Origin of the sequence: Saccharopolyspora rosea (assembly GCF_025643595.1) — a bacterium.
Taxonomy (GTDB): domain Bacteria; phylum Actinomycetota; class Actinomycetes; order Mycobacteriales; family Pseudonocardiaceae; genus Saccharopolyspora; species Saccharopolyspora rosea.
On the sequence record NZ_CP102826.1, the window covers coordinates 3,472,453 to 3,495,500 of the forward strand.

Annotated in this window: 22 protein-coding genes; 10 read left to right on the forward strand and 12 right to left on the reverse strand. The window is 73.1% G+C overall.

Annotation, left to right across the window (positions count from 1 at the left end; translation table 11 throughout):
* The first annotated feature begins 56 nt into the window (after positions 1–56).
* Positions 57–977 carry an SAM-dependent methyltransferase gene (locus tag NV263_RS16185; RefSeq protein ID WP_263247129.1) on the forward strand — a complete coding sequence of 307 codons (921 nt, stop codon included), beginning with the start codon at positions 57–59 and terminating at the stop codon, positions 975–977.
* A gap of 120 nt (positions 978–1,097) precedes the next feature.
* Positions 1,098–1,982 (forward strand): SAM-dependent methyltransferase, encoded by an 885-nt coding sequence (locus NV263_RS16190; RefSeq protein WP_263247130.1) that lies wholly within the window; start codon positions 1,098–1,100, stop codon positions 1,980–1,982.
* Here the strand turns inward: NV263_RS16190 and NV263_RS16195 are convergent.
* The 4 genes from NV263_RS16195 to NV263_RS16205 all read right to left on the reverse strand — a co-directional run bounded on the left by NV263_RS16195 (position 1,966) and on the right by NV263_RS16205 (position 5,243).
* Complete coding sequence (locus tag NV263_RS16195; protein WP_263254220.1) at positions 1,966–3,510, reverse strand: APC family permease; 1,545 nt, start codon at positions 3,508–3,510, stop codon at positions 1,966–1,968. The two genes, NV263_RS16190 and NV263_RS16195, sit on opposite strands and share 17 nt — an antisense overlap.
* A 156-nt stretch (positions 3,511–3,666) precedes the next feature.
* Positions 3,667–4,158, reverse strand: coding sequence for a GNAT family N-acetyltransferase (locus NV263_RS16200; protein ID WP_263247131.1), 492 nt, complete (start codon positions 4,156–4,158; stop codon positions 3,667–3,669).
* 47 nt (positions 4,159–4,205) lie between these two features.
* Complete coding sequence (locus tag NV263_RS30720; protein WP_380760175.1) at positions 4,206–4,286, reverse strand: putative leader peptide; 81 nt, start codon at positions 4,284–4,286, stop codon at positions 4,206–4,208.
* A 69-nt stretch (positions 4,287–4,355) separates the two neighbouring features.
* The gene (locus NV263_RS16205; RefSeq protein ID WP_263247132.1) at positions 4,356–5,243 is read right to left on the reverse strand and encodes a TIGR03854 family LLM class F420-dependent oxidoreductase; all 888 of its coding nucleotides are present in this window, start codon (positions 5,241–5,243) and stop codon (positions 4,356–4,358) included.
* Between the two features lie 257 nt (positions 5,244–5,500).
* Here NV263_RS16205 and NV263_RS16210 point away from each other — a divergent pair, with 257 nt between their 5' ends.
* Together NV263_RS16210 and NV263_RS16215 are read left to right on the forward strand one after the other, a co-directional pair.
* Positions 5,501–6,880, forward strand: a complete 1,380-nt coding sequence (locus NV263_RS16210) for an alpha/beta hydrolase (protein WP_263247133.1) — start codon at positions 5,501–5,503, stop codon at positions 6,878–6,880.
* 58 nt (positions 6,881–6,938) lie between these two features.
* A complete protein-coding gene (locus NV263_RS16215) occupies positions 6,939–9,020 on the forward strand; it encodes a glycosyltransferase family 39 protein (RefSeq protein ID WP_263247134.1) in 2,082 nt (693 codons plus the stop codon).
* 138 nt (positions 9,021–9,158) lie between these two features.
* Here the strand turns inward: NV263_RS16215 and NV263_RS16220 are convergent, their stop codons facing one another.
* Complete coding sequence (locus tag NV263_RS16220) at positions 9,159–10,964, reverse strand: gamma-glutamyltransferase family protein (protein WP_263247136.1); 1,806 nt, start codon at positions 10,962–10,964, stop codon at positions 9,159–9,161.
* A gap of 164 nt (positions 10,965–11,128) precedes the next feature.
* Between NV263_RS16220 and NV263_RS16225 the strand changes: the two genes are divergently transcribed.
* On the forward strand, positions 11,129–12,163 hold the full coding sequence (locus NV263_RS16225; protein ID WP_263247137.1) for an NAD(P)-dependent alcohol dehydrogenase: 1,035 nt from the start codon (positions 11,129–11,131) through the stop codon (positions 12,161–12,163).
* Positions 12,164–12,337: 174 nt separating this feature from the next.
* Here the strand turns inward: NV263_RS16225 and NV263_RS16230 are convergent, their stop codons facing one another.
* Positions 12,338–12,511, reverse strand: coding sequence for a DUF397 domain-containing protein (locus tag NV263_RS16230; RefSeq protein ID WP_263247138.1), 174 nt, complete (start codon positions 12,509–12,511; stop codon positions 12,338–12,340).
* Positions 12,511–13,365, reverse strand: a complete 855-nt coding sequence (locus NV263_RS16235; protein ID WP_263247139.1) for a helix-turn-helix domain-containing protein — start codon at positions 13,363–13,365, stop codon at positions 12,511–12,513. The genes NV263_RS16230 and NV263_RS16235 overlap by 1 nt, the downstream gene beginning before the upstream one ends.
* Positions 13,366–13,915: 550 nt before the next feature.
* Between NV263_RS16235 and NV263_RS16240 the strand changes: the two genes are divergently transcribed.
* From NV263_RS16240 to NV263_RS16250, 3 genes are all read left to right on the forward strand, one after another.
* Positions 13,916–14,296: a hypothetical protein gene (locus tag NV263_RS16240; RefSeq protein ID WP_263247140.1), complete on the forward strand. Its 381-nt coding sequence runs from the start codon at positions 13,916–13,918 to the stop codon at positions 14,294–14,296.
* Positions 14,297–14,529: 233 nt separating this feature from the next.
* Entirely contained in the window at positions 14,530–15,087 is a 558-nt protein-coding gene (locus NV263_RS16245) for a TetR/AcrR family transcriptional regulator (protein ID WP_263247141.1), read from the forward strand.
* Entirely contained in the window at positions 15,084–16,589 is a 1,506-nt protein-coding gene (locus NV263_RS16250) for an MFS transporter (RefSeq protein ID WP_263247142.1), read from the forward strand. The genes NV263_RS16245 and NV263_RS16250 overlap by 4 nt, the downstream gene beginning before the upstream one ends.
* Before the next feature lie 263 nt (positions 16,590–16,852).
* Here NV263_RS16250 and NV263_RS16255 read toward each other — a convergent pair whose 3' ends face one another.
* The 4 genes from NV263_RS16255 to NV263_RS16270 are packed head-to-tail and all read right to left on the reverse strand — an operon-like array spanning position 16,853 to position 20,248.
* Positions 16,853–18,076 (reverse strand): cytochrome P450, encoded by a 1,224-nt coding sequence (locus tag NV263_RS16255; protein WP_263247143.1) that lies wholly within the window; start codon positions 18,074–18,076, stop codon positions 16,853–16,855.
* Between the two features lie 12 nt (positions 18,077–18,088).
* Positions 18,089–19,369, reverse strand: a complete 1,281-nt coding sequence (locus NV263_RS16260; RefSeq protein WP_263247144.1) for an NAD(P)/FAD-dependent oxidoreductase — start codon at positions 19,367–19,369, stop codon at positions 18,089–18,091.
* 4 nt (positions 19,370–19,373) lie between these two features.
* Complete coding sequence (locus NV263_RS16265; RefSeq protein ID WP_263247145.1) at positions 19,374–19,571, reverse strand: ferredoxin; 198 nt, start codon at positions 19,569–19,571, stop codon at positions 19,374–19,376.
* A 17-nt stretch (positions 19,572–19,588) separates the two neighbouring features.
* A complete protein-coding gene (locus tag NV263_RS16270; RefSeq protein ID WP_263247146.1) occupies positions 19,589–20,248 on the reverse strand; it encodes a TetR/AcrR family transcriptional regulator in 660 nt (219 codons plus the stop codon).
* 177 nt (positions 20,249–20,425) lie between these two features.
* On the opposite strand from NV263_RS16270, the gene NV263_RS16275 reads away from it, so the two are divergent.
* Entirely contained in the window at positions 20,426–20,815 is a 390-nt protein-coding gene (locus NV263_RS16275) for a DUF2267 domain-containing protein (RefSeq protein WP_263247147.1), read from the forward strand.
* A gap of 22 nt (positions 20,816–20,837) precedes the next feature.
* Here the strand turns inward: NV263_RS16275 and NV263_RS16280 are convergent, their stop codons facing one another.
* Positions 20,838–21,791, reverse strand: a complete 954-nt coding sequence (locus NV263_RS16280; protein WP_263247148.1) for a TIGR03557 family F420-dependent LLM class oxidoreductase — start codon at positions 21,789–21,791, stop codon at positions 20,838–20,840.
* 312 nt (positions 21,792–22,103) lie between these two features.
* Between NV263_RS16280 and NV263_RS16285 the strand changes: the two genes are divergently transcribed.
* The gene (locus NV263_RS16285; protein ID WP_263247149.1) at positions 22,104–22,859 is read left to right on the forward strand and encodes a methyltransferase domain-containing protein; all 756 of its coding nucleotides are present in this window, start codon (positions 22,104–22,106) and stop codon (positions 22,857–22,859) included.
* Positions 22,860–23,048: the final 189 nt, after the last annotated feature.

A 23,048-nucleotide genomic window follows, 5' to 3' on the forward strand; every position in this document is an offset into this window, starting at 1 on the left:
GGCAAGATCGGCCAGCGCCGTCTACTACCGGATCGGGTGAACGAGGAGGCCGCGGCATGACCGGTCGGTCGGGGCTCGCGCAGTGGGACATCGTCAGCGGCGTCGGTTTCACCGCGCTGCTGGTCGCCGCCGGACGTGCGGTGCAGACCAGCGATCCGGCCGGACTCGTCAACGACCCCTTCGCCGCGCTGTTCGTCGACCGCGCCCGGACCTCCCCCCGGCTGCCCACCCGTCCCGGCGAGCCCTGGCCGACCGCGGCCGACGACGAGGCGGTGGCCGCGCGCACCGACGCGTTCTGGGCGCTGATGTCCCGGTTCCAGGGGGTGCGGTCGCGGTTCTTCGACGCCGCGCTCACCGGCGCCGCCGAGCGGGGTGCGGGGCAGGTGGTGCTGCTGGCCGCCGGGCTCGACGCGCGGGCGTTCCGGCTGGACTGGCCGGAGGGCGCGGTGATCTACGAGATCGACCAGCCGCGGGTGCTGGAGTTCAAGGACGAAGTGCTGGCCGAGCACGGCGCCGAGCCCCGGTGCACCCGCCGCACCGTGCCGGTCGACCTGCGCGACGACTGGGCCGGGGCGCTGCGCGCGGCCGGGTTCGACCCGGCCCGCCCGACCGCGTGGCTGGCCGAGGGCCTGCTGACCTTCCTGCCCGCCGCTGCCGAGGAGGAACTGCTCACGACCGTCGAGGGGCTGTCCGCGCCGGGCAGCGCGCTGGCGGTGGAGTACTTCGCGCGGGCCTACTCCGCCATGGTCGAGGGCGCGGTGCTGCCCGAGTTCGCCAAGCCGTTCGGCGTGGACATGAGCGCGCTCACCGACCCGGACCACCGCGCCGACCCGGCGCAGCGGCTGGCCTCGACGGGGTGGCGGGTGACGTCCCGGGCGGCCGAGGAGGTGGCGCGCTCCTACGGGCGCCCGCTGCCCACCGCCGCGCTGGGCCTGCCGTTCGACACGGCGTTGATCACCGCCGAGCTCCCCCACTGACCCGGCTGGTACGTCCGGGCGACCTCGGGGTGTGCGCGATCACCTCCGGGCTCCGCCGCGCGCGCCCCGGTGGCACTCTGTTTAGTGGTACTCACGAAACCAGATACCGGAGGTGACGCGGTGGCGAGCACGGCCGACCAGTGGGACATCGTGTCGAGCGTGGGGCTGACCGCGCTCGGCGTCGCGGCGGCGCGCGCGCTGGAGGGCCACCGCGCGGACGCGCTGGTCCGCGACGAGTTCGCCGAGCGGTTCGTCACCGCGGCGCGGCCACCGGTGCCGATGCCCACCCGGCCGGAGGAAGGGCTCCCCGACTGGTGGCGCTGGCTCGCCGACTTCCTCGCGGTGCGGTCGCGGTTCTTCGACGAGTACTTCGCCGAAGCGACCGGTGCGGGCATCACCCAGGTCGTGGTGCTGGCCGCCGGGCTCGACGCCCGGGCGCACCGGCTGGACTGGCCCGCCGGCTGCGAGGTCTTCGAAGTCGACCAGCCCGCCGTGCTGCGATTCAAGGACGAGGTGTTCGACGAGGCCGGTGCCGTCCCCGCCTGCACCCGGCACGTGGTGGCCGCCGATCTGCGCGAGGACTGGGTGGGGGCGTTGCACGCCGCCAGGTTCGACCCGGAGCGGCCGACCGCGTGGCTGGTCGAGGGGCTGCTGACCTACCTCCCGGCGGCCGCCGACGAGCGGCTGTTCACCGAGATCGACCGCCTGTCGGCCCCGGGCAGCCGGGTCGGTGTCGAGTACGTGGCCGACGTCGAGGCGGTGCTGGCGGACCCGCGGTTCCAGGCGGCCTCGCGCGAGTACGGCATGGACGTGCGCGAGCTGTGGAGCCGCGAGCCCCGCAGGCCCGTCGCCGAACGGCTGCGCGCGCTCGGGTGGGACGTGCGCGCCGAGACGGTGGCCGACGCGGCCGACCGCTACGGCCGGGTCCTCGACGAGGCCCACCGGGCCCTCTTCGGCGACCCGGTCGTGCTGCTGACCGGCACGCGGCTCAGGGCCTGCCGCTGAACTCGTTTTGGGTGGCGGTGCCGGGAGTCCGCTGCACAGCGATGCCGGAGCGGACTCCCCAGCGGTAGATGAGCACGGCGGCCACGGCGACCAGCGCGGAGTCCCACGGTGCGGGCAGCCAGCCCGCGCCGCCGAAGGACCCCAGACCCGACACCGCGAACAGCACCGCCAGGTGGACGACCAGCCACAGGCCGCGGCGCAACTCGGCGCCGAACGCGGCGCGGCCCTGCCGGGACAGGCCGAACACCAGGACACCACCGGCCGCCAGGGGGAGTCCGGCGCCCAGTTTGTCCCAAGTGGACCAGTAGACGATCTCGGTGGCGACGACGAAGCTCAGCGGCGAGATCCACCGCAACCCGCGCACCGCGCCGGCGCGGCGTTCCGGTTCCGCGGCGTGGAACACGCCGCCCGCCACGGCGGAGGCGGAGTAGGTCAGCAGGAACAGGTCCCCCAGCACCGACACGATCTCCTGCCAGCCCCGGAACGGGACCAGCCACAGCAGGCTGAACGCGAAGGTGCCCAGCAGCGCCCGGCGCGGCACGCCCGATGCCGGGTGCACGTCGGCGAAGAATCCGGGGATCAGGCCGTTCTTGGCCAGCGCGTAGCCCTTGCGGCTGTCCTCGGCGGCGCCGACCAGGGCCGATCCGGCGGGTGAGAGGACCGCGTCGGCGTAGAGCACCCCGGCCAGCCATCCCAGGCCGAGCAGCAGGGCGAGTTCGCCGAACGGCGAGGAGAGGTCGATGCCCCGCCAGCCGTGCACGAGCAGCGCGTCCGGCACGGCCAGCAGGAACGCCAGTTGCAGCAGCAGGTAGAGCGCCACGGCCAGCGCGATGGCGGTCAGCACCGCGCGGGGGATGTCGCGCCGCGGGTTCCGGGCCTCCCCGGAGAGCTCCACGATGGACGCGAAACCGTTGACGGAGAAGATGATTCCGCCGGAGGCCACCGCGCTCAGCACCGCTGCCCACCCGTAGGGCGCGAAACCACCCGCGGTGAGGTGTTCCGGGTGGAACCCGGAGGCCAGCATCAGCAGCGCGGTCCCCGCGGGCACCAGGAACTTCAGCGTCGTCACCACCGCGTTGACCCGGGCGAACACGCGCACGCCGAACCAGTTGACCGCGACGAGCACGGCGAGCAGCAGCACCGAGCAGAGCAGTCCCCGCGGCGTGAGCACACCGCCGCGGTACAGACCCGGCACGTACCGGTTGGCGTACTGCGCGATCGCGGACGCCTCCGAGGCGGTCGCCGCGCCGATCGCCAGCAGGACCGACCAGCCGACCACCGCGGCGACCAGCGGCCCGTTGGCCCGCAGCGGCCAGCGGACGAGCGCGCCGGACTCCGGGCGGCCGGCGCCCAGCTCGGCCAGCACGAGGGCGATCAGCGCGAAGGCACCACCGGCGATCAGCCAGGACAGCAGTGCCGCCGGACCGGCGGCACGGGCGCCGTAGAGGGCCCCGAACAGCCACCCGGATCCGATGATGCTGCCGAGGCCGACGGTGGTCAGGCTCCAGAAGCCGAGCTGCCGGTGCAGCCGGGCGTCCTGGACCGGGCGTGTTGATGATGCTGCCGAGGCCGACGGTGGTCAGGCTCCAGAAGCCGAGCTGCCGGTGCAGCCGGGCGTCCTGGACCGGGCGTGTTGCGGGAGGAACGAGCGACATCCGATGCTCCGATGTGGACGGACAGCGGATCAGGCAGCCGGCAGGGACTTCTCGAACGGCAGGTGTTCGAGCGACTCCGGATCCGCCGCGAGGTCGAACAGCGGGGTGTAACCGGCGGCGAGGTAGAGGCCCCTGGCCTCCGGCTGGCGCGGCCCGGTGGTGAGGAACACCCTCCGGTAGCCCAGCGCCGCCGCGCGGTGTTCGAGCTCCCGCAGCACGCGGCGCGCCAGACCCCGACGGCGGTGCGACGATGCCGTCCACACCCGCTTGAGCTCGGCGGTGTCCGCGTCGTAGCGCCGGAACGCTCCCCCGGCGACCGCGTGACCGCTCTCGGTCAGCACGAGGAACGCGCCGTGCGGCGCCGCGAATTCCTCGGGCGGGAAGCGGTGCAGCTCGTCGGTCCTGCCGTAACGGCTGCCGTACTCCTGGGCCAGTTCGGCGAACAGCGGCCGGAGCAACGGATCGTCCACAGTGACCTGTCGGACGCGGTGGATGCCGCCGGCGCGTGACGTCTCGGTCATGGTTACCCGTCGGGTGGGCGGAAGCGCTGACGTGGCGGGAGGAGGCGTCACGCGCGACAGGCGGCGCTGGCGACCCGGCACATGTCCACGTGCCGACGGACCACCAGGAGCGGCGAACCACTGCGCATGCACCGGATGCTACGCAACCGGCGCCCGCTCGTGGAGCGCGTCCCACATCGCGAACACCGGGATCGCGATCAGTTCTGCAGCGGGAGCAGCTCCTCGGTGAACCGGTCGAGGAATTCCCGGAAGGACCGCGCGGAACCGGCGGGCCGGACGACGAACTTGGTCAGGCCCGCGTCGATGTGGCGGTTGATCAGGTCGCGCGCGGCGCGCCAGGAGGTCGGGACGACTTCGGCGGGATCGGTGTCGGGCCGCCGTTCGCGCACGGTCGAGACGAGCCGGGCCGGGATGTCGCCGTCGGCGACCGCGATGCTGATGCCGTAGTGGTCGGCTTCGACTTCCCGTCCGGCCTCGGCCGCCGCGGCCTCGATGGTCCGGCGACCCCGCCGGGTTTCCTCCGGGGTCAGGAAGCTGGCCAGCCAGCCGTCGCCGAGCCGTCCGACCCGGCGCAGCGCGGACGGCGCGCTGCCGCCGAGCCAGATGTCCAGCGGCTTGGCCGGTCGCGGTCCGATCGTCGCGCCGTCGAGGGTGTGGAACTCGCCGTCGAACGAGACCTCGTCCTCGGCCAGCAGTCGGCGCAGCAGGCGCAGCGACTCGTCGAACAGCGCGGCCCGCCGTCCCGCGGCCACCGGGAACAGCACGCGCTCCCGCCGCCGCGCCGGCCGCAGCCCGAACACGGGCAGCACGCGGCCCGGCGCCAGGCCTGCCAGCGTCGCGAGCTGCTTGGCGACCAGCACGGGATGCCTGCCCGGCAGCACGGCCACCCCGGTGCCGACCTTGAGCCGCGTGGTGCGCGCCAGCGCGTGCGCCATCCCGATGAAGGGTTCGACCTGGGGCGAGTACACGATTTCGGACAACCACAACGAATCGACCCCGGCGGCTTCGAGCTGGTCGACGGTGGCGGTGAACGATCCGGGCGCTGCGTGCACCTCGTCCGATCCGATTCCGATGCGTATCTTCATCCCTCCATCGGACCACATCCGGCCGCGGCCCGGAGCCCTTCGCCAGCGGCGGATTCGCGACATCCGCGCCGGGACGTCGCTTCGCGGGGATTCGGCGCGGATGTGCCGCGCTGTCGGATGCGCCGGGTTCCGCGCGTCAACGCAGGCCGGGATTTCCCTGGGAAATCGCTGGCAATTCGGCGTCGAAACCGCGTGAAGCGGGGCAGACCTGTCAATTGGCCGAACGCGCCCCGCGGCGCTCGGTGCACTCTGTGACCATGGACGTGGGTCACCCGCCTGGTGGCGGTGGATTCGGCGCCGGTGACCACCGCGGCGTTTCGCTGTTGTCCGGTTGGCTGCCGGTCACCGTGCAGATCGTGGTCGTGCTGCTGCTGTTGGCCGCGATCGGCTGGCGCACCCGGCGTTGGCGGGTGCTGTGGGTTCCGGTGGCGGCCGGGGCGGGAGTGGCGGGCGCCCTGGCGGTGCTGGCCTGGTTCGACGACAGCGGGCTGGCCACCGACCCGGCTCCGACCAGCCTGTGGGTGTGGATCGGGGTCACCGCGGGCTCGCTGGTGGTCCTCGTCGCGGGCTGGCGCGGGGCGCGGTGGTGGCGGCGCGGGCTGTCGGTGCTCGTCGTCCCGCTGTGCCTGCTGTGCGTGGCGCTCGTGCTCAACCAGTGGGTCGGCTACTTCCGCACGATTTCGCAGGCGTGGGGCACGATCACCGCGGGGCCGCTGCCGGGCCAGGTGTCGGAGGCCGACCTGCCCGCCCTGCGGGGCGAACCCGCCCCCACCGGCCGGGTGGTCGCCGTGACCACCCCGGACACCGCCAGCCAGTTCCCGCACCGGCAGGAGTACGTCTACCTCCCGCCCGCGTGGTTCGCCGGCGCGAAACCCCCCGCACTGCCCGCGATCATGATGATCGGCGGCGAGTTCAACACCGCCGCCGACTGGGTGCGCGCCGGTGACGTGCTGCCCGTCATCGACCACTACGCGCAGACGCACGGCGGGTACGCGCCGGTCCTGGTGTTCGTCGACGCGGGCGGGACCTTCAACAACGACACCGAGTGCGTCGACGGTCCGCGCGGGAACGCCGCGGACCACCTCACCGAGGACGTCCGCCCGTACGTGACCTCGCACTTCGGCGTGCCGGCCGCGTCGCAGGCGTGGGGGGTCGTGGGCTGGTCCATGGGCGGCACGTGCGCGGCGGACCTCGCCGTCATGCACCCCGAGCTCTTCGACAGCTTCGTGGACATCGCCGGCGATCCGGGCCCGAACACCGGCACGAAGCAGCAGACGATCCAGCGGCTCTACGGCGGCGACGCCGCGGCGTGGGCGCGGTTCGACCCGATGACGGTCCTCGGGCACCACGCGCCCTACCCCGACACCGCGGGCTGGTTCGACGACAGCGCACCCGGTTACGGGCCGCGCGGCCGACGGGGCTGGTCGGGCGGTGGGGAAACCGACCCTCAGCAGAAGGAAGCCGGGATCCGGCGGTTGTGCGCGACGGCCACCGCGAAGGGCATCCGGTGCTCGGTGCACACCTACCAGGCGGGGCACACCTGGCAGTTCGCGTCGAAGGCGTTCGCGGACTCGCTGCCCTGGCTGGACAGCCGAATCAAACGGTTACCCGAGAAAACCGTTGCGACACACCGATGATCGCGGCGCGCACCGCGAAAATCCGGTACTTGCAAGAGAACACGAGAAAGGACACGGCATGACTGGTGCGGCGTACGCCGTCCGCACAGCGCCTCACACCGCCGCGACGGGCCGAGGCCGGTGGCCCGGCTTCGCCCTGGCCGGGATCTGCGTGCTGGCCACCGCGCTGTACGCGTGGCGGATCACCTCGGAAGACTGGGGCAATCCGTACTACGCCGCGGCCGTGAAGTCGATGCAGCACGGCCTGACGAACTTCGTCTTCGGCTCGTTCGACCCCGTCGGCGTCGTGACCGTGGACAAGCCGCCGCTGGCGCTGTGGGCGATGGTGCTGTCGACGGCAGTGTTCGGCTTCCACTCCTGGTCGGTCCTGCTGCCCCAGGTCGTCGAGGGCGTCGCCACGGTGTTCCTGCTGCACCGCGCGGTGCGGCGCTGGGCCGGCGAGCACGCCGCGCTGATCGCGGCCCTGGTGCTCGCGCTGACGCCGATCACGGTGGCGATCGACCGCGACAGCAATCCGGACACGATGATGGTCCTGCTGCTGGTGGCCGCGGCGTACGCGTTCACCCGCTCGGTGGAGCGCGGCGCCCGGCACTCCACTCGGTGGCTGATGCTGGCGGCGCTGCTGGTCGGCCTCGGCTTCGTGGCCAAGATGTTGCAGGCGTGGATCGTGGTACCGGCGTTCGCGCTGGCGTACCTGGTCGGGGCGAGCGCTCCGGTGGCGCGCCGGGTGCTGCGGGTGCTCGGCGCCGCCGCGGTCATGCTGGCCGGTTCGATGTGGTGGGTCGCGCTGACCGCCCTGTGGCCGGACCCGAAGCCCTACATCGGCGGCAGCACCGACGGCTCGGTGCTCAACCTCGTGATCGGCTACAACGGACTCGGCCGCATCTTCGGCAGTTCCGCCACCACCGCGCTGCTCGGCGGTCCGGGTTCGCACGGCGGTCCGGGGCACGGCGGCCACGGCGGGTTCGGGGGCATGGGCGGCACCCCGGGCATCACCCGGATGTTCGGCGAGCAGGTCGGCGGCCAGATCAGCTGGCTGCTCCCGCTGTGCGCGGTGGTGCTGGTCGTCGCGGTCGTCACGGGATGGCGCTCGCGCCGGTCCGCCGATCCCGCGCGGCTCGCCGGGTGGATCCTGTGGGGCGGCTGGCTGGTGCTGGTCGCTGCGGTGCTCAGCTTCATGCGCAACCAGTTCCACCCGTACTACACCTCGGAGATGGCACCGGCGATCGCCGCGGTGACCGGGGCGGGCCTGGTCCTGCTGTGGAGGCGCTACCGGCACCCCGAGGGCTACGGGTGGCTGCTGCTGCCCGCCGTCGTGGTGGTCACGGCCGCCTGGGCCTGGGTGTTGATCTCGCGCGATCCGGCCTGGAACGGGTGGCTGCGCTACCCGGTCGCCGCGGTCGCCGTCGTGGCGGTGGCGCTGTTGGTGATCGGGCGGTTGAACGCGGGCCGCCAGGTGGCGTTGCTGGCCGGTGCGGTCTCGGCGGTGGCGCTGGTGCTCGCCCCGGCGGGCTGGTCGGTGTTCACGGCGTTCTCCTCGTCGCAGATCGGCGCGATGGCCCAGGCCGGTCCGCCGCGCAGCATGTTCGGCGGCGCGCACCGGATCGGCGGCTCCCCCGCCGCGAACGAGGCGCTGCGGCGGTTGGCCGACCAGTTCTCCCGGGGCCAGCTGCCACCGCAGCTGCGCGCGGCCGCACAGGGCGGGATGACCGCGGAACAGCGGAAGATCCTCGCCTACGCCCAGACTCACTCCGCGGGGGCGCCGATCGCGCTGGCGGTCGAGGGCGGCGCCCGGGGCGCCGAGCCCTACCTGCTCAACACCGACGCCACCGTGGTCGGCATGGGCGGGTTCAGCGGCGGCGACCCGGCGCCGACCCCCACCGAACTCGTCCAGTGGGTCCACAGTGGACGTGTGCGCTTCGTGCTGCTGAACGACGACCACCAAGGCGGCGGCCGCGGTTCGCGGAGCTTCCTCGCGGCCTTCGGCCGCAGCGCGGCGGCCACCCAGCGGACCAGCTGGGTCCAGCACCAGTGCACCCCGGTCAACCCCGGCGCCTACGGCGGTTCGGGAGCACCGCAGCAGACCCCGCTCGACCACCTCGCGGGCGCGCAGGTCCTCTACGACTGCGGAGCCCGTTGATCCGGAACGAGGCACCTCAGTGCCTGTCTTCGAACCGGTCCGTAAGGACGACGGCAAGCAGAGCAAGCCGCCTTTCTCTCGTTCGGTGAGTGGTCTCGCAACCGGCACCGCCACTCAAAACGAGTTCAAGACAGGCCCTCAGAACCCCATCGCGACCCCGTCGCGGCGGTCGTCGGCGGCGCCGAGGAAGGTGCCGTCCTCGGTGCGCTCGACGGCGGTGGCGCCGCTGCGCAGTTCCGTCGCGGCGGGGCACGGGTGGTGGCGGGCGGTCAGGGCGGGCAGCAGCGATTCGGCGGTGGTGCCCCGTTCGACGTCGGAGGCGACGTCGGGTTCGCCGCCGCAGTCGGCCTTGCGGCGCTGGCCGCTGAGGTGCGGTGCGTTCAACGCGTCCTGCGGGTTCATCCCGTAGGACAGCACACCGAGCAGCGACTGGGCGACGTAGTCGGGGATGGGGCCGCCGCCGGCGGATCCGGTGACCAGGCGCGGCGTGCCCGAGGGGTCGAAGGCCAGCGTGGGCGCCATCGAGGTGGCCGGGCGCTTCGACGGTTCCACGCGGTTGGGCGAGCCCGGGGTGCCGAAGTTGGTCTGCGCGTTGTTCAGCACGATGCCGCGCGCCTCCAGGCGGGAACCGAACCACAGGTTGACGGTCGTCGTCATGGACAGCGCGTTGCCCCGGCCGTCGACGATGCTCACCTGGCTCGTCGTGTCGTGGCCGTCGCCCGCGTCCCGCCCCGGGGCGAGGCCCGGGCGCACCGGGTGCACCGCGGAGTCCGGCGAGATCCGCGCGGCCCTGCCGTCCAGGTACGCGGGGTCGCGCAGCGCCGCGACCGGCACGTGGGTGAACGCCGGGTCGCCGACGTGGGCGCGGGAGTCCACTCCGGACAGTCGGCTGGCTTCGATCGCCAGGTGCGCGTAGTCCGGCGAGTTCGGTTTGTGGTCGGTGATCCCGTGGCGTTCGGCCAGCGAGAGGGTGTTCAGCAGCGTCAGTCCGCCGGAGGCGGGCGGCGGCGCCGTGCACACCCGGTGCTCGACGACCTCCCCGCACAGCGGCGGGCGTTCGCGGGCGCGGTAGTCGGCGAAGTCCCGGACCGTCAGCAGGCTCGGGACCACCGCCGGGCCGTGCTCGTCGGGACGCGGCTGGAACGGCCCGGCGGCGGCGCGGCGCACGATGGCCGGGGCGATCGTGCCGTGCGGGTCGTAGAACGCGTCGGCGCCGCCTGCCGCGACTTCGCCCAGCACCCCGGCCGCGTCGCGGTTGGTCACCCGCGCGCCCACCGGCTTGGGGCTGGTCCCGTCGCAGTACCGCGCCCGGATGTCCGGGTAGGCGCAGCCCTCCCGCAACGCGTCGTGCAGGTAGGGGCTGATCGCGAACCCGTCCAGCGCGGCGCGGCGCGCGTCGGTGAACAGCGCCGGCCACGGCGTCGTGCCGTGCCGGTCGTGCAGCAGGTCCAGAACGCGCACCGTGCCCGGCACGCCGACGGCGCGTCCGGTGTAGTCGACGCTGTCGTCGAAGCGGTCGACGCCGTGTTCCCGGCGTTCCCGCTCGGTCGGGGTGTGCAGGTCCGCGGTGACCTCGGCGGGGGCCTGCGCGAGGCCGTCGAGGAACTCGGTGCGCCGGGTCCGGGCGTCCCAGTAGGTGATCAGCGATCCCCCGCCGAATCCGGAGGATTCGGGTTCGACGACGGTGAGCACCGCCTGCACCGCGACCGCCGCGTCGGCGGCGCTGCCGCCCCGGCGCAGCACCTCGCAGCCGGCTTCGACGGCGAGCGGGTGGGCGGCCGCGACCATGAACCGCTCGCCCCGCACGGGTTCCGCGCGCCCGGGGTCGGCCGTGTCGGCGCACCGGTGCGCTCCGTCGGCGGCGTCGGCGGCCACCGGTGCCGCGCCCACCGCGATCACCGCGGCGACGCCGAGGGCCAGCATTCGCGCGTACTTCGGCCGCATGTCGCTCCTCGCGTCCGGAAGGCAGTCCGGATCAGTGTCGGCCCGGTGCCGCGCCCGCGCACTGCGATCCCCGGACGAGGCGGTTGCCCCCGTTGCCGCACTCCTCTCGCGGAGTGTGTTAACACGAGGGCATGTTCTGGTAGAACTGCCCGGCGGAGGTGCCCATGACCGACCTGCCCAGGACGATGCGCGCCTCGGTGCTGCGCGGTGTGGGCGACATCGCCGTCGAGGAGCGCCCGGTGCCCGAGCCGGGACCGCGCGAGGTGCTGGTCCGCGTGCACGCGGTGGGGACCTGCGGCTCGGACACGCACTACTACGAGCACGGCCGCATCGGCGACTTCGTCGTGCGCGAGCCGCTGGTGCTCGGCCACGAGGCGAGCGGCGTCGTGGTCGCCCGGGGTTCGCACGCCACCCGGCACGCGCCGGGCCAGCGGGTGTCGCTGGAGCCGGGCGTGCCGTGCTCGACGTGCGAGCAGTGCCGCCGCGGGCGCTACAACCTGTGCCCGGACGTCCGGTTCTTCGCGACACCGCCGGTGGACGGGGCGTTCTGCGAGTACGTCGCGCTGGACGAGGATTTCGCCCACCCGGTCCCGGATTCGCTGTCGATGGAGGCCGCCGCCCTGGTCGAGCCGCTGTCGGTGGGCCTGTGGGCGTGCCGCAGGGGCCACGTGGCGCCCGGTGCGCGGGTCCTGGTGACGGGGGCCGGTCCGGTCGGGTTGATGGCCGTGCAGTGCGCGCGGGCGTTCGGCGCGAGCGAGGTGGTCGTCACCGACGTCCGGCCGCACCGGCTGGCGCTGGCGGCCGAGGTGGGCGCGACGTGCGCGCTCGACGTCCGCGAGACGCCGTTGGCCAACAGCGGTGTCGAACCGGACGTCCTCCTGGAGTGTTCGGGGGTCGGCCCGGTGGCCGCCGACGGGATCCGCCGGGTGCGCCGCGCCGGGCGGGTCGTGCTGGTCGGAATGGGTGGTGCCGAGATCCCGCTGCCGCTGGCCCACGTGCAGAACCGCGAGATCGAGCTGACCGGCACCTTCCGCTACGCCAACACGTGGCCGACGGCGATCGGACTCGCCGCGTCCGGCCGGGTCGCGCTCGACCGGCTGGTCTCGCACCGGTTCGGCCTCGACGACGTGGCGGCGGCGCTGACGCTCGCGGCCCGGGACGAGACGGCGGTGAAGGCCGTCGTGCTCCCGCAGGAATGAACCCACCGGGCAGGTGCGGGGTGGCGCGGCCCCTGGAAGCCGTCGTCGCACGACGCCGGCCGGCGCGGTCCGCGATCTGCTGAACTGTCCGTTGTGGACTGATTCGAGCACGCCGCCTCTCATGCAGCGAAGAAGGGGCTCCCGCAGCAGAGCCCCTTCCGCCGTGCTCCGCGGTCAGCGGTCGAAGCGACCCGCCCGCACGGCCCGGAGGAAACCGGCCACGTCCACGTCCAGCCACGGACCGTCCGGATCCTTCGAGTCCCGGATCAGACCACGCGGGTTTGACAGCTCAACGCAGTTCCCATTCAGGTTGCTGTACTTGGATTTCTGCCAGGCATACTGGAACATCAACTTGTCCTCTCCTCCCACTTGACTACCGCCTTGGCGATGAACCGGGTGGAGTCGTCCTCGCTCATCGCCAGATCATCAATCCACCGGATCGCCTTGCGATACTCCTCGACGTCGTGAGCCGCGGGTATGAACGCCCCTGAGCTGTGATGCTCGAAGTGCACGACAGGCGAGGCGTCGGGGAACTCGTAGAAGACGAAAGGCCCAGCGAAGCCCGGATGCCAACCGGTGCCGAGCGGTACGATCCTGATCGCAACGTTCGACCGTCCAGCAAGCTCGATCAAGTAGTTGAGCTGTTCGGCCATCACCTCGCACGACCCGATCGGCTCGGACAATGCGACCTCACCGATGAATGCCACGAAGTCGACGGGGTTGCGTTTGGTGATGACCTCGCGCCTGCTCGCGCTCAACATGACGCGCAGCTCGGTATCGCTCTCTGGTAGTCCGCCGACGCACTTGATCGCACGCGTGTAGTCCAAGGTCTGGAGCAGACCGGGAACGATCATCGGTGCCCATTCGACGATCGAGGTGGCCGCCCGCTCGCATTCGACGGCTCCGGCGAGCTGCTGCGGGATGCCTTTCAGGCCGACCGTGAGCCAGTTCGGTTCGTGCACGTTGCGGGCCAGATCGAGGATCCGCTCGCGCTCCTGCGCGCTCACGCGCAGTGATCCGAGTATCGCGGCGACCGTCTCGGTCTTCGGCACACGTTTGCCCGTCTCCCAGTTGGAGATCTCCACGTGGTGGAAGCCCGCCTGCCGAGCAAGCTCGCGGACACCGATCCCGGACGCCGTCCTTGCTTCGCGCAGCGCAGCGGAGAGCGCCCTGGCACGCGGCGTACCTGCGGTAGCGGCCATGCAACACATCCTATCCGGCGATTCGCCCAGGTGATCACCCGTTTTTGGCAATGGTGTAGCGGTATCGCTACCGGACATTATCGAGGTGACCAGCGACCTGGAAGCATTTCCAGACTTTTGGGGGATCACCGTGCACCAGAACCGAATCCGGCTCGGTCCCGCGGAACTCAGGACCGCGTGGAACCGAGGAGATCCGGCCGTGCGGCCGAACCAACGACTCCCGGGGTGATACCGGAAGATCCCGACGATATCGGGCTTCCCGGGTCCGGCCGCACCGGGTCCGGCACCCCTCCGATCCCTCCACCCCGTGCTGCCGCGCCGTGCGCGCGACCGCGCCCGCGCGCCGCGCCGTCGATGCGATCCGGCCTCCCGGGAGGCCGAGCCCCGAGGTCGCGTCGCGAGCGCACGGGGTCCCGCCGAGCGGGGTCCGCAGCCCTCCGCTCGGCGGGTCATGCCACCGGCGGGCACGGCTCCCACCACGTGCCCGCCGGTGGACCCGTCCACCCGATTCCTCGCAACACCAAGGAAATCCACCACTGGGGAGGTCTTCATGGGCGCCGGGAACACCCACTCGGTCCCACCGCCGGAAGCCTGGCTGGAACCGCACATCCGGGCGCTGGAAGCCAGCGTGCGCCACGGGTTCCGGTTCGTGCACTTGCCGAGCACCGGCGACATCGCCGAAGTGCGGGGGTTCCGGGTCGCGCAGGGTGCCGTCGACGTCTTCCGCGCCCGTTCGGCCGAGGACGCGCTCGGCGCGCGATTCCGCGTCGAGGACATGGAATTCAGCTCCCCGCCCGCCCTGTGGCACCGCTGCGGGCCGGTCGCCGAGGTCGTCACCGAACTGCTCGCGCTCCCGACCCACGGCCTCCGCGGCGCCCCGGGCCTCGCCGCCGCCCGCGCATCCGACCTCTGGCTCCCGCCTCCGCCATGACCGGGGATCCGGAGGCGTGGCCCGGCCTGTTCACCCCCCTGCTGCACCACGTCGCACCAGCGGACGCCGCGCGGGTGCGACACGGCGCAGCGCGCCTCGGTCTCGCCGACTGCGGTGCGGTCTGCACACCACCGCACCCCTCGGCCACCGCCCGACTCGCCCCGTGCCGCCGCTGCTACCGCCACGCACCGCCGGATGAAACACTTCCGTCTCATCTGAGCTAGAGTCGTCTCATGACTCGCGATCGCGACGAGCTACTGCGGTCGGCGGCGGAGTTCCTGGGGCGCCGACCGAACGCGACCCAGGACGAGATCGCCAAGGCGGTCGGCGTCAGCCGGGCGACGCTGCACCGGCACTTCGCCGGGCGCGGCGAACTGCTCGCGGCTCTGGAATCGCTCGCCGTCGAGCAGCTGCGCGAGGCGCTCGACGCCGCCGAGCTGGACCGGGGACCGGCCGAGGAGGCGCTGCACCGCCTGGTGGCCGCCTGCGAACCGGTGTCCGACTACCTGGCCCTGCTGTACAGCCAGAGCCAGGAACTCGACCCGGACCGATCGCTGGCCGCGTGGGAGGACATCGACGACCGGATCGCCGCCCTGTTCCGCCGCGGCCAGCAGACCGGCGAGTTCCGCCCCGACCTCAGCGCCCTGTGGTTGACCGACGCCTTCTCCAGCCTCGTCGCCGGGGCGGCGTGGGTCGTGCGGGCGGGCCGCGCTCCGGCCCGGGACTTCCCGCGCATGATCGTCGGCCTGCTGCTGCACGGAGTCGCCCGGACGTCGGAGCGGAGCGCATGACCGCCGCGACGGCCACCCGGACCGGCCACCGCTGGGTGGCGTTCGCCGTGCTGCTGCTGGCCGTGCTGCTCGTGTCCGTCGACGGCACGGTGCTCGGCGTGGCCGCACCCTTCATCAGCCGCGATCTGGCGACGTCCGGCCCCCAACTGCTGTGGATCGCCGACGTCTACTCGTTCGTCCTCGCGGGACTCCTGGTGACCATGGGCGGTCTCGGCGACCGCATCGGGCGCAAGAAGCTGCTGATGTGCGGGGCGACGGCCTTCGGCGTGCTGTCCGCGTTCAGCGCCTACGCCCCCACCGCCGCAGTGCTGATCGCGGCACGGGCGCTGCTCGGCGTGGCCGGGGCGACGCTGATGCCCTCGACCCTGGCGCTGATCCGCGCACTGTTCCCCGACGCGCGGGCGCGCAGCCTGGCGGTCGGCATCTGGTCCGCCGCGGCGTCCGCGGGCGCCTCCTGCGGCCCGGTCCTGGGTGGATTCCTGCTGGAGCACTTCTGGTGGGGATCGGTGTTCCTGATCAACGTGCCGGTCGTGGCGGTGCTGGTCCCGGCCGGGCTCGCGCTGCTGCCCGAGTCGCGCGACCCGGCCCCGGGACCGTGGGACCTGCTCGGCGTGGCCTGGTCGCTGGTCGGCATGATCGGCACCGTCTACGCCGTCAAGGAGGCGGCGGTGCACGGGCTGCGCGCCGACGTCGTCGTGGCCGCCGTCGTCGGCGTCACCGCGCTCGCGCTGTTCGTCCGGCGGCAGTCGAGATCGCGGCACCCGCTCGTCGACGTGCGGCTGTTCTGCGACCGCGCCTTCTCCGGCGTCATCGGAGCCACGCTGCTCGCGGTGCTGGGCCTGTCCGGGCTGCTCTACTTCCTGTCCCAGTTCTTCCAGCTCGTGCAGGGCTACTCACCGTTGCAAGCGGGTGTGGCCGAGGTGCCGGCGGTGATCGGTTCGGTGCTTTTCGGGGTGTTGGCAGGTGTGCTGGCGCGCCGCTGGTCCACCCGGGCGGTGCTCAGCGCCGGGCTCGCGCTGGTGTGCCTGGCCATGGCGGCTCTCGTCCCGATCGGCCCGGACACCGGGTACCCGCTGCTGGGAACCGCGTTGTTCGTGCTCGGTTCGGGCATCGGCCTGTCGTTCACCGTCGCCGGCGACGTGGTGCTCTCGATCGTCCCGGCCGAGCGCGCGGGGGCGGCCTCGGCGGTCTCGGAGACCGCCTACGAACTCGGCACGGCACTGGGCATCGCCCTGCTGGGCTCGGTCGTCACCGGCGTCTACCGCGGCTTCGACGGGCCGCCCGGCACCCCCTCCGCCGCCCACGACTCCCTCGCGAGCGCCGTGGAGATCGCGGAAACCCTGCCCGCGCACCACGCGGCGACGCTGCTCACCGCCGCGCAGCACGCCTTCACCCACGCGCTGGCCGTCGCCTCGGCGGTCGGAGCGGTGCTGCTGCTGGTCGCCGCGGTGGCCGTCTGGCCGCTACTCGCCCCGACCGCGGCGCCGAGCCGCCGCACCTGAGACTGAAAGCCTGTCTTCGAACTGGTCCCGGAACCCGCGTGGCAAGCGGCGCCTGCCGCTTTCTCTTTCGGTGAGTACGCAAGCAACCGGCACCGCCGCGGGTTCTCAGCGGTCGTCTCGCGAGGACAGCCCCGACGTGGTGTAGGGGGCTACATGATGTCGGGGCTCCCGGAGCCGAGACGGCCGCTGAGGTTCCGCCACCGGCACCGCCACCCAAAAAGAGTTCAAAGACAGGCTCTGAGAGTCCAGTCCACTGTGGACGGTCAGCGCTCGGCGAGCCCGTCGAAGGCGACGGGCAGCCGCTCCGGGCCGCGCAGCACCGCGTTGCGGCGGTACGGCGGCGGATCCACCACGAGCCGGGGGTTGCGCAGCCGGTTGGCCAGCGCGGTGAGGGCCACCTGCGCCTCCGCGCGGGCCAGGGCGGCGCCGACGCAGTAGTGGATGCCGCCGCCGAAGCCGAGGTGGGCGTTGTCCGGTCGCCGCGGCCAGAAGCGGTCCGGATCGGCGAACCTGCCGGCATCCCGGTTCCCGGCGGCCAGCAGCATCGTGACGCGGGACGCGGCCGGGATCGTGGTGCCCGCGACCTCGACGTCCGTGCGGGTGGTGCGCGCGGTCATCTGCACCGGCGGGTCGTAGCGCAGGACCTCCTCGACCAGCGGGACCGCCAGGCCGTCGTCGGCGCGCAGGTCCGCCAGCGCCGCGGGGTTGCGCAGCAGTGCCAGCACGCCGTTGGTGATCAGGTTGACGGTGGTCTCGTGCCCGGCGATGAGCAGCAGGCCGAGGGTGGTGCCCAGGTCCAGGACGTGCATCGGCTCGTCGGCGGCCAGCAGGTCCGACAGCAGGTCGTCGCCGGGGTTGGCCATGCGGTGCTGGATCATCCCGCCGACGTACTCGCGCAGCGCGGCCGCCTGCTGTTCGGTCTCGCGCTGCTCCTGCTCGGTGAGGCTCTCCACGGGATCGAGGCTGCGGGTCAGCACGCGGGCGAACTCCTGGAACACCGGCTCGTCCGATTCGGGCACGCCGAGCAGCTCGCAGATCACCGAGACCGGCAGCGGGTACGCCAGGTCCGCCACGACGTCGAGGGTGCCCGCACCGGCGCGGGATTCCAGCAGTCCGTCCACAAGGGTCTCCACTCGGCCGCGCATGGCGGTGATGCGGGGCACGAAGCTGTCCATCACCGCGCGGCGCAGCCGGTCGTGGTTCGGCGGGTCCTGGCGCAGGAACGGGATGCCGATCGGGTTGCCGTGCTCGTCCCGGGCGGGCGGTTCCTCGGGTTCCACCCCGCCGCCGGGCCTGCGCACCGCGCTCATCCTCGGATCGCGCAGCAGCCGCGAGATGTCCGCGTACCGGGTGACCACCCACGTCCGATCGTCCACGCGCGTCACCGGCTGCTCGGCCAGGCGCGCGTAGCACGGGTAGGGGTTCGGGCGGTTCCGGTGGTCCAGCACCTCGTGGAACGCCTCCGCCGGGGCAGGGATCGTCGTCATCGTCGCTCGCTTTCACCGAGTTCGGGACGCCGGGAATCCGGCGTCGACGGGCGCTGGGTCGCCGGGGGCGTCCGGCGCGTTGAGCACGGGCGGGAACGGTGCGCGCGCCTCGATCAGCGCCGCGTAGCCGTCGAGCACGCGCGGCGAGTCGACCGCCAGCGCACCGACCAGCCGTCCCCCTCGGCCGTAGGCGGCGACGAACTCGCGGTCGGCCGGCGAGCCCTGCGTGATCATCACCTCGTCGGCCAGCGACGGCAGGCCGACCGACTTGACGTTGAGTCCGAACTGGTCGGACCAGAACGCCGGAAGTGCCGTGTGCGCGCGGGTTTCGGCGTGCACCGCGTTGTGCGCGGCGGTGGCGCCCTGCTCGACGGCGTTGCCCCAGTGCTCCAGCGAGACGAGCCCACCGTCGTGCAGCGGGTGGGGCCAGCGGGCGACGTCACCCGCCGCGAACACGCCGTCGACGACGGCACCGCGCGGGTCGAGGACGCGGCACGCCGCGTCGCACCGCACGCCCCGCTCGTCGGCCGCGACCCCGGACCCGGCCAGCCATTCGGTGTTGCGCACCGAGCCCAGCGCGGCCACCACGAGATCGACGTCGAGCACGTCGCCGTCGGACAGCCGGGCCCGGCGCACCCGCCCGACGTCGTCGCCGTCCAGCGCGGCCACCGTGGTGCCCAGCCGCACGTCCACCCCGGCGTCGCGCTGCACGTCCGCGAACACCGCGCCGACCGCGCCACCGATCGCGCCGCTGAGCGGCGCGGGGCCGCGGTGCACCAGCGTCACGTCGAGGCCGAGTTCGCGGCAGCTGGAGGCCACTTCGCTGCCGGTGAACCCGCCGCCGACGACCAGCACCCGGCGCGGCCGGGCCGCCAGCGCCGAGCGGAGCCGCGCCGCGTCGTCGCGGTCGCGCAGCACCCGCACGCCCGCCAGCCCGCGCTCGGCGGGGTTCGGCCACGGGCGGGCCCGCGTGCCCGTCGCGACGAGCAACCGGTCGAACCCGACCCGGCGGCCGTCGGCGAGCACGACCTCGCGCGCCCGCACGTCGAGTCCGGTCGCGGCGGTGCCGAGCAGCCACTCCACGTCCCCGTCGACGCGCGGCAACCACAGCTGGTCGGCGCCCAGCCGACCGGACAGCACCGCCTTCGACAGCGGCGGCCGGTCGTAGGGTTCGCACGCCTCGTCACCGATGAGCGTCAGCAGCCCGGTGAAGCCCTCGCCGCGCAGCGCGTTCGCGGCGCTCCAGCCCGCCAGCGACGCGCCGACGACCACGATCCGGTCCACTGCGGACACCACGTCAGCACTCCCCGCGATCGACGGAGATGGCCTGCATCGGGCACGCCGCCGCGGCGCGCTCCACTTCGCGGCGCGCGTCGTCCCCGGGAACGTGGTCGTACTCCAACGACTCCCGGCCGCGGAACCGGAAGACGCCCGGTGCCGCGTACACGCACTGCCCGTACGCCTGGCAGCGGTTCAGATCCACCAACACTCGCATGGGAGTTCCTCCTGCGGTCACGACCGCGGTTCCTGCTTCGGGTGCATGAGACCGGCCAGCACGGCGGTCAGGGCTTGGGTCAGGGTTTCGCGGTCGACGCGGTCGGGATCGGCCGCGTGGTGCAGCACGAGACCGCTGAGCGCGGAGATGACCACGACGGCGGCCACCTCGGGCTCGACCGTCAGCCGCAGGTCCAGCGCCTCGGCCTGCTCCACGAGCGTCCGCGCCACCCGCTGCTGCCGGTCGCGCGCGAACGGCACGTACGCCTCGCGGGCCTCGGGGTCGCGTCCGGCGCGGGAGGTGAACTCCATGGCCAGCTGGTGCCAGCGCAGGTCGTCGACCAGCCGGGCGGCCAGGATCTCCGCGGCCCGCCGTCCCCGCCGCTGCGGAGCCGGTTCGCGCGCGATGGCGGTGGCGATGTCGTCCTGCGACCGCCTGCGCTGCTCCAGCAGCGCGGTGAACAGCCCGTGCTTGCTGCCGAAGTTCGAGTACACCGCTCCGGTGGTGAACCCGGCCGCGCGCGCGATGTCCGCCAGGCGGCTGTCGGTGTAGCCGCGCTCGGCGAACAACTTCTCGGCGGTGTCGAGCAGTCGCTGCCGCACCTCGGCCCGCGACACCCTCGGCACCGGCCCGCGGGTCTCCTCCTGACCGGACTCCCGGTCACCGTCCGCGCTCATGCCCACTCCCGAACATCGGTCCGCTCCCCACTCACGATAACCGCGGTTATTCGAGAACGAAGATTATTCAACTGTGTTCTGGGACACTCGTGGGCGGGGTCGAGCCGGCTCCAAGACACGGCCAGCGCGTTTCGCCTCCGGTGAGCGCCGGGAAGCCGGATCTGGAGGAGGCGCACGATGAAGTACGACGAATTCCTCGCCGTGACCCGTGATCGCGGCGAGTACCGCAGCCAGGCGGAAGCCGACCGGGTCGCGCGCGTCGTGCTGGGCGCGCTGGGGTCCCGGCTCACCCGGGACGAAGCCGAGGATTTCGGCTCGCAGCTACCGGAACCGCTGGCCGACGCCCCGCTGTCGGAGTCGCTGCGGGCCACCCGGTGGAACGTCGACGAGTTCCTGCAGCACGTCAGCTCGCAGCTGCCGGACGCCGACACCGACGCCGCGCGCCGCGGCGCCCGGGCCGTGCTCAGCACGGTCGCCGACAGCATCGACGGCGGGCAGCTCAACCACCTGCTGACCCAGCTGCCGAGCAGCTACGCGGACCTGTTCGGCCGCGCGCGACCGGCGTGACGGACTCCAAGCACGCGGAGGGTCAGCCGGGCACGTGCGGGAGCACCTGCTCGGCCCACGCTTCGAAGAAACGGTCCTGATCGGGCCCCATCTGCTGGACGTAGACCTCGTCGAACCCGGCGTCGAGGTACTCGCGCAACCGGTCGAGGTGGCGTTCGGGGTCCGGCCCGCACGCGAAGGTGTCGCGCACCGCGTCCTCGCCGACCAGTTCGGCGGCCCGCGCGAAGTCCCGCGGCCGGGACAGCGTCGACGGCAGCGCCCCGGGCAGCAGGTCGGTCGCCCACAACCGGTGCGCGGTCTTGACCGCCTGGTCCTCGGAATCCGCCCAGCACACCTTCATGCCCGCCTGCGCGGGCCCGTTGCCCCCGGCCTCCCGGTACTCGCGGACCAGTTCGGCATCGGGGACGACGGTGCAGAACCCGTCGCCGCGGCTGCCCGCCATCCGGGCCGCGCGGCGCCCGAAGCCGGCGACGTGGATCGGCACCGGCGCGGCCGGGCGGGTGTGGATGCGGGCGTGGTCGACGGTGTAGTGCTCGCCGCGGAAGGTGACCTCGCGACCGCCGTGCAGCTCCCGGATGATCTCCAGCGCCTCGCCCAGCATGTCCAGCCGCACGTCCGCCGCGGGCCACGGCGCTCCGGTGACGTGCTCGTTGAGCGCCTCGCCGGTGCCCACGCCCAGCGTGAACCCGCCGCCGCACTGCACTCCGGCCGTCGCCGCGGCCTGCGCGACCACCACCGGGTGCATGCGGATCAGCGGGCACGTCACCGCGGTCATGATCGGCAACGACGTCACCTGCGAGAGCGCCCCGATCACCGACCAGACGAACGGGCTCTGCCCCTGCTCCTCGGTCCACGGGTGGAAGTGGTCGGAGATCCACAGCCGGTCGAACCCGGCCTGCTCGGCCGCTCTGGCCTGGTGCAGCAGCTCGCGCGGGCCGAAGCACTCGCAGGACAGGAAGTATCCGATCCGCACCATGTCGTCGGCCTACCCCCGCACCCCGACGACCGAAACGACCGTGGCCGGCATCACATCGAGCCGGTGGAACACGCCTCCGGCGCAGCGCGTTGCACCGTTCGGTCGACGCGCCCCGTGTCCCCCGGGCCGCACCTACTGCCTTCGCGGAATACCGTCCGGCTGGAGCCGCGTCGCGCCATTCGCCGAGAGGCGACCGGGCGCGTCGACCCCCACACCTCGGCGGGCCGCCCGCGGCACGGGCGTTGCCACCCGTGCCCCGGCCGCTCACAGTGTTCCTCGGACGATTCGGACGAGACGCACCGAGGGCGGCGCATGTACGAGGGTTCCGGAGAGCGGACGCGCAACGCCGTCCGGCTGCGCGCGGAACTGCTCGGCCCCTCCCGCACCCGGCCGCTCACGGCCGTCGAGGTCGACGAGGTGGGCCGCGTCCTCTACGGCGGGCCGGAACGGTTCGGCCTGTACGGGATCCCGGCTCCGGAGATGTCCCGGCGCGGACTGCGGCTGCTGGGCCGCATGGTCGTCGAGTGCGCTCCGGACTCGCACTGCCGCGCGTTCGCCGACGCGGTCGCCGGGCACGTCGCCGACGGCGCACTGGTGCTGGACCTGTTCTGCGGCACCGGGAACTGCGCCTACCACCTGGCGCGCCGGCTGGGCCGCCGCGTCTTCGCCGCGGAGACCGACCCGGACGTCTACCGGGCCACCCGGCACAACCTCGCCGTCGCCGGTGCCGACGTCGATCTCCGCCCGGTGGACTACCGGGAGCTGATGACCGCCCTGCCCCCGCGCGGCTCGCACGACCTCTACCTGCTCGACCCGCCGTGGGGGTCGGCGGCCGGCGACGACGGTCTCGACCTGACCGCCACCGACCCGCCGGTGCCGGAGGTCCTCGGCGCGCTGCGCCGGGCCCGCGACGGCAGTCCCGCGCTGGTCGTGGTCAAGACCCCGGGCCGCATCGCCCACGACTCGCTGGCCACCGCGTTCCGCGACGCGCACCACCTGGCGTCCGTGGCCGCGGTCGATCCACCCCACCCGGGCCGCAGCGACTTCCACCTCTTCCGGCTCGACTAGGAAGTGTTTCGGAAGTGCTGTGCGCGGCGGTGCCGGGAGCGGAACCTCAGCGGCCGTCTCGACTCCGGGAGCCCCGACTCATGTATGCCAATACACAGCGTCGGGGCTGTCCTCGCGAGACGACCGCTGAGAACCCGCGGCGGTGCGGGCTGCGAGACCACTCACCGAAAGAGAAAGCGGCTGACGCCG

What these genes read in the sequence shown, in the direction of transcription:
- NV263_RS16275 (WP_263247147.1), top strand. Translation starts at nt 20,426, where the DNA reads ATGAAGTACGACGAATTCCTCGCCGTGACCCGTGATCGCGGCGAGTAC.
- NV263_RS16270 (WP_263247146.1), bottom strand. Translation starts at nt 20,248, where the DNA reads ATGAGCGCGGACGGTGACCGGGAGTCCGGTCAGGAGGAGACCCGCGGG.
- NV263_RS16285 (WP_263247149.1), top strand. Translation starts at nt 22,104, where the DNA reads ATGTACGAGGGTTCCGGAGAGCGGACGCGCAACGCCGTCCGGCTGCGC.
- NV263_RS16225 (WP_263247137.1), top strand. Translation starts at nt 11,129, where the DNA reads ATGACCGACCTGCCCAGGACGATGCGCGCCTCGGTGCTGCGCGGTGTG.
- NV263_RS16220 (WP_263247136.1), bottom strand. Translation starts at nt 10,964, where the DNA reads ATGCGGCCGAAGTACGCGCGAATGCTGGCCCTCGGCGTCGCCGCGGTG.
- NV263_RS16255 (WP_263247143.1), bottom strand. Translation starts at nt 18,076, where the DNA reads ATGACGACGATCCCTGCCCCGGCGGAGGCGTTCCACGAGGTGCTGGAC.
- NV263_RS16210 (WP_263247133.1), top strand. Translation starts at nt 5,501, where the DNA reads ATGGACGTGGGTCACCCGCCTGGTGGCGGTGGATTCGGCGCCGGTGAC.
- NV263_RS30720 (WP_380760175.1), bottom strand. Translation starts at nt 4,286, where the DNA reads ATGCGCAGTGGTTCGCCGCTCCTGGTGGTCCGTCGGCACGTGGACATG.
- NV263_RS16230 (WP_263247138.1), bottom strand. Translation starts at nt 12,511, where the DNA reads ATGTTCCAGTATGCCTGGCAGAAATCCAAGTACAGCAACCTGAATGGG.
- NV263_RS16205 (WP_263247132.1), bottom strand. Translation starts at nt 5,243, where the DNA reads ATGAAGATACGCATCGGAATCGGATCGGACGAGGTGCACGCAGCGCCC.
- NV263_RS16245 (WP_263247141.1), top strand. Translation starts at nt 14,530, where the DNA reads ATGACTCGCGATCGCGACGAGCTACTGCGGTCGGCGGCGGAGTTCCTG.
- NV263_RS16200 (WP_263247131.1), bottom strand. Translation starts at nt 4,158, where the DNA reads ATGACCGAGACGTCACGCGCCGGCGGCATCCACCGCGTCCGACAGGTC.
- NV263_RS16240 (WP_263247140.1), top strand. Translation starts at nt 13,916, where the DNA reads ATGGGCGCCGGGAACACCCACTCGGTCCCACCGCCGGAAGCCTGGCTG.
- NV263_RS16185 (WP_263247129.1), top strand. Translation starts at nt 57, where the DNA reads ATGACCGGTCGGTCGGGGCTCGCGCAGTGGGACATCGTCAGCGGCGTC.
- NV263_RS16280 (WP_263247148.1), bottom strand. Translation starts at nt 21,791, where the DNA reads ATGGTGCGGATCGGATACTTCCTGTCCTGCGAGTGCTTCGGCCCGCGC.
- NV263_RS16235 (WP_263247139.1), bottom strand. Translation starts at nt 13,365, where the DNA reads ATGGCCGCTACCGCAGGTACGCCGCGTGCCAGGGCGCTCTCCGCTGCG.
- NV263_RS16215 (WP_263247134.1), top strand. Translation starts at nt 6,939, where the DNA reads ATGACTGGTGCGGCGTACGCCGTCCGCACAGCGCCTCACACCGCCGCG.
- NV263_RS16250 (WP_263247142.1), top strand. Translation starts at nt 15,084, where the DNA reads ATGACCGCCGCGACGGCCACCCGGACCGGCCACCGCTGGGTGGCGTTC.
- NV263_RS16265 (WP_263247145.1), bottom strand. Translation starts at nt 19,571, where the DNA reads ATGCGAGTGTTGGTGGATCTGAACCGCTGCCAGGCGTACGGGCAGTGC.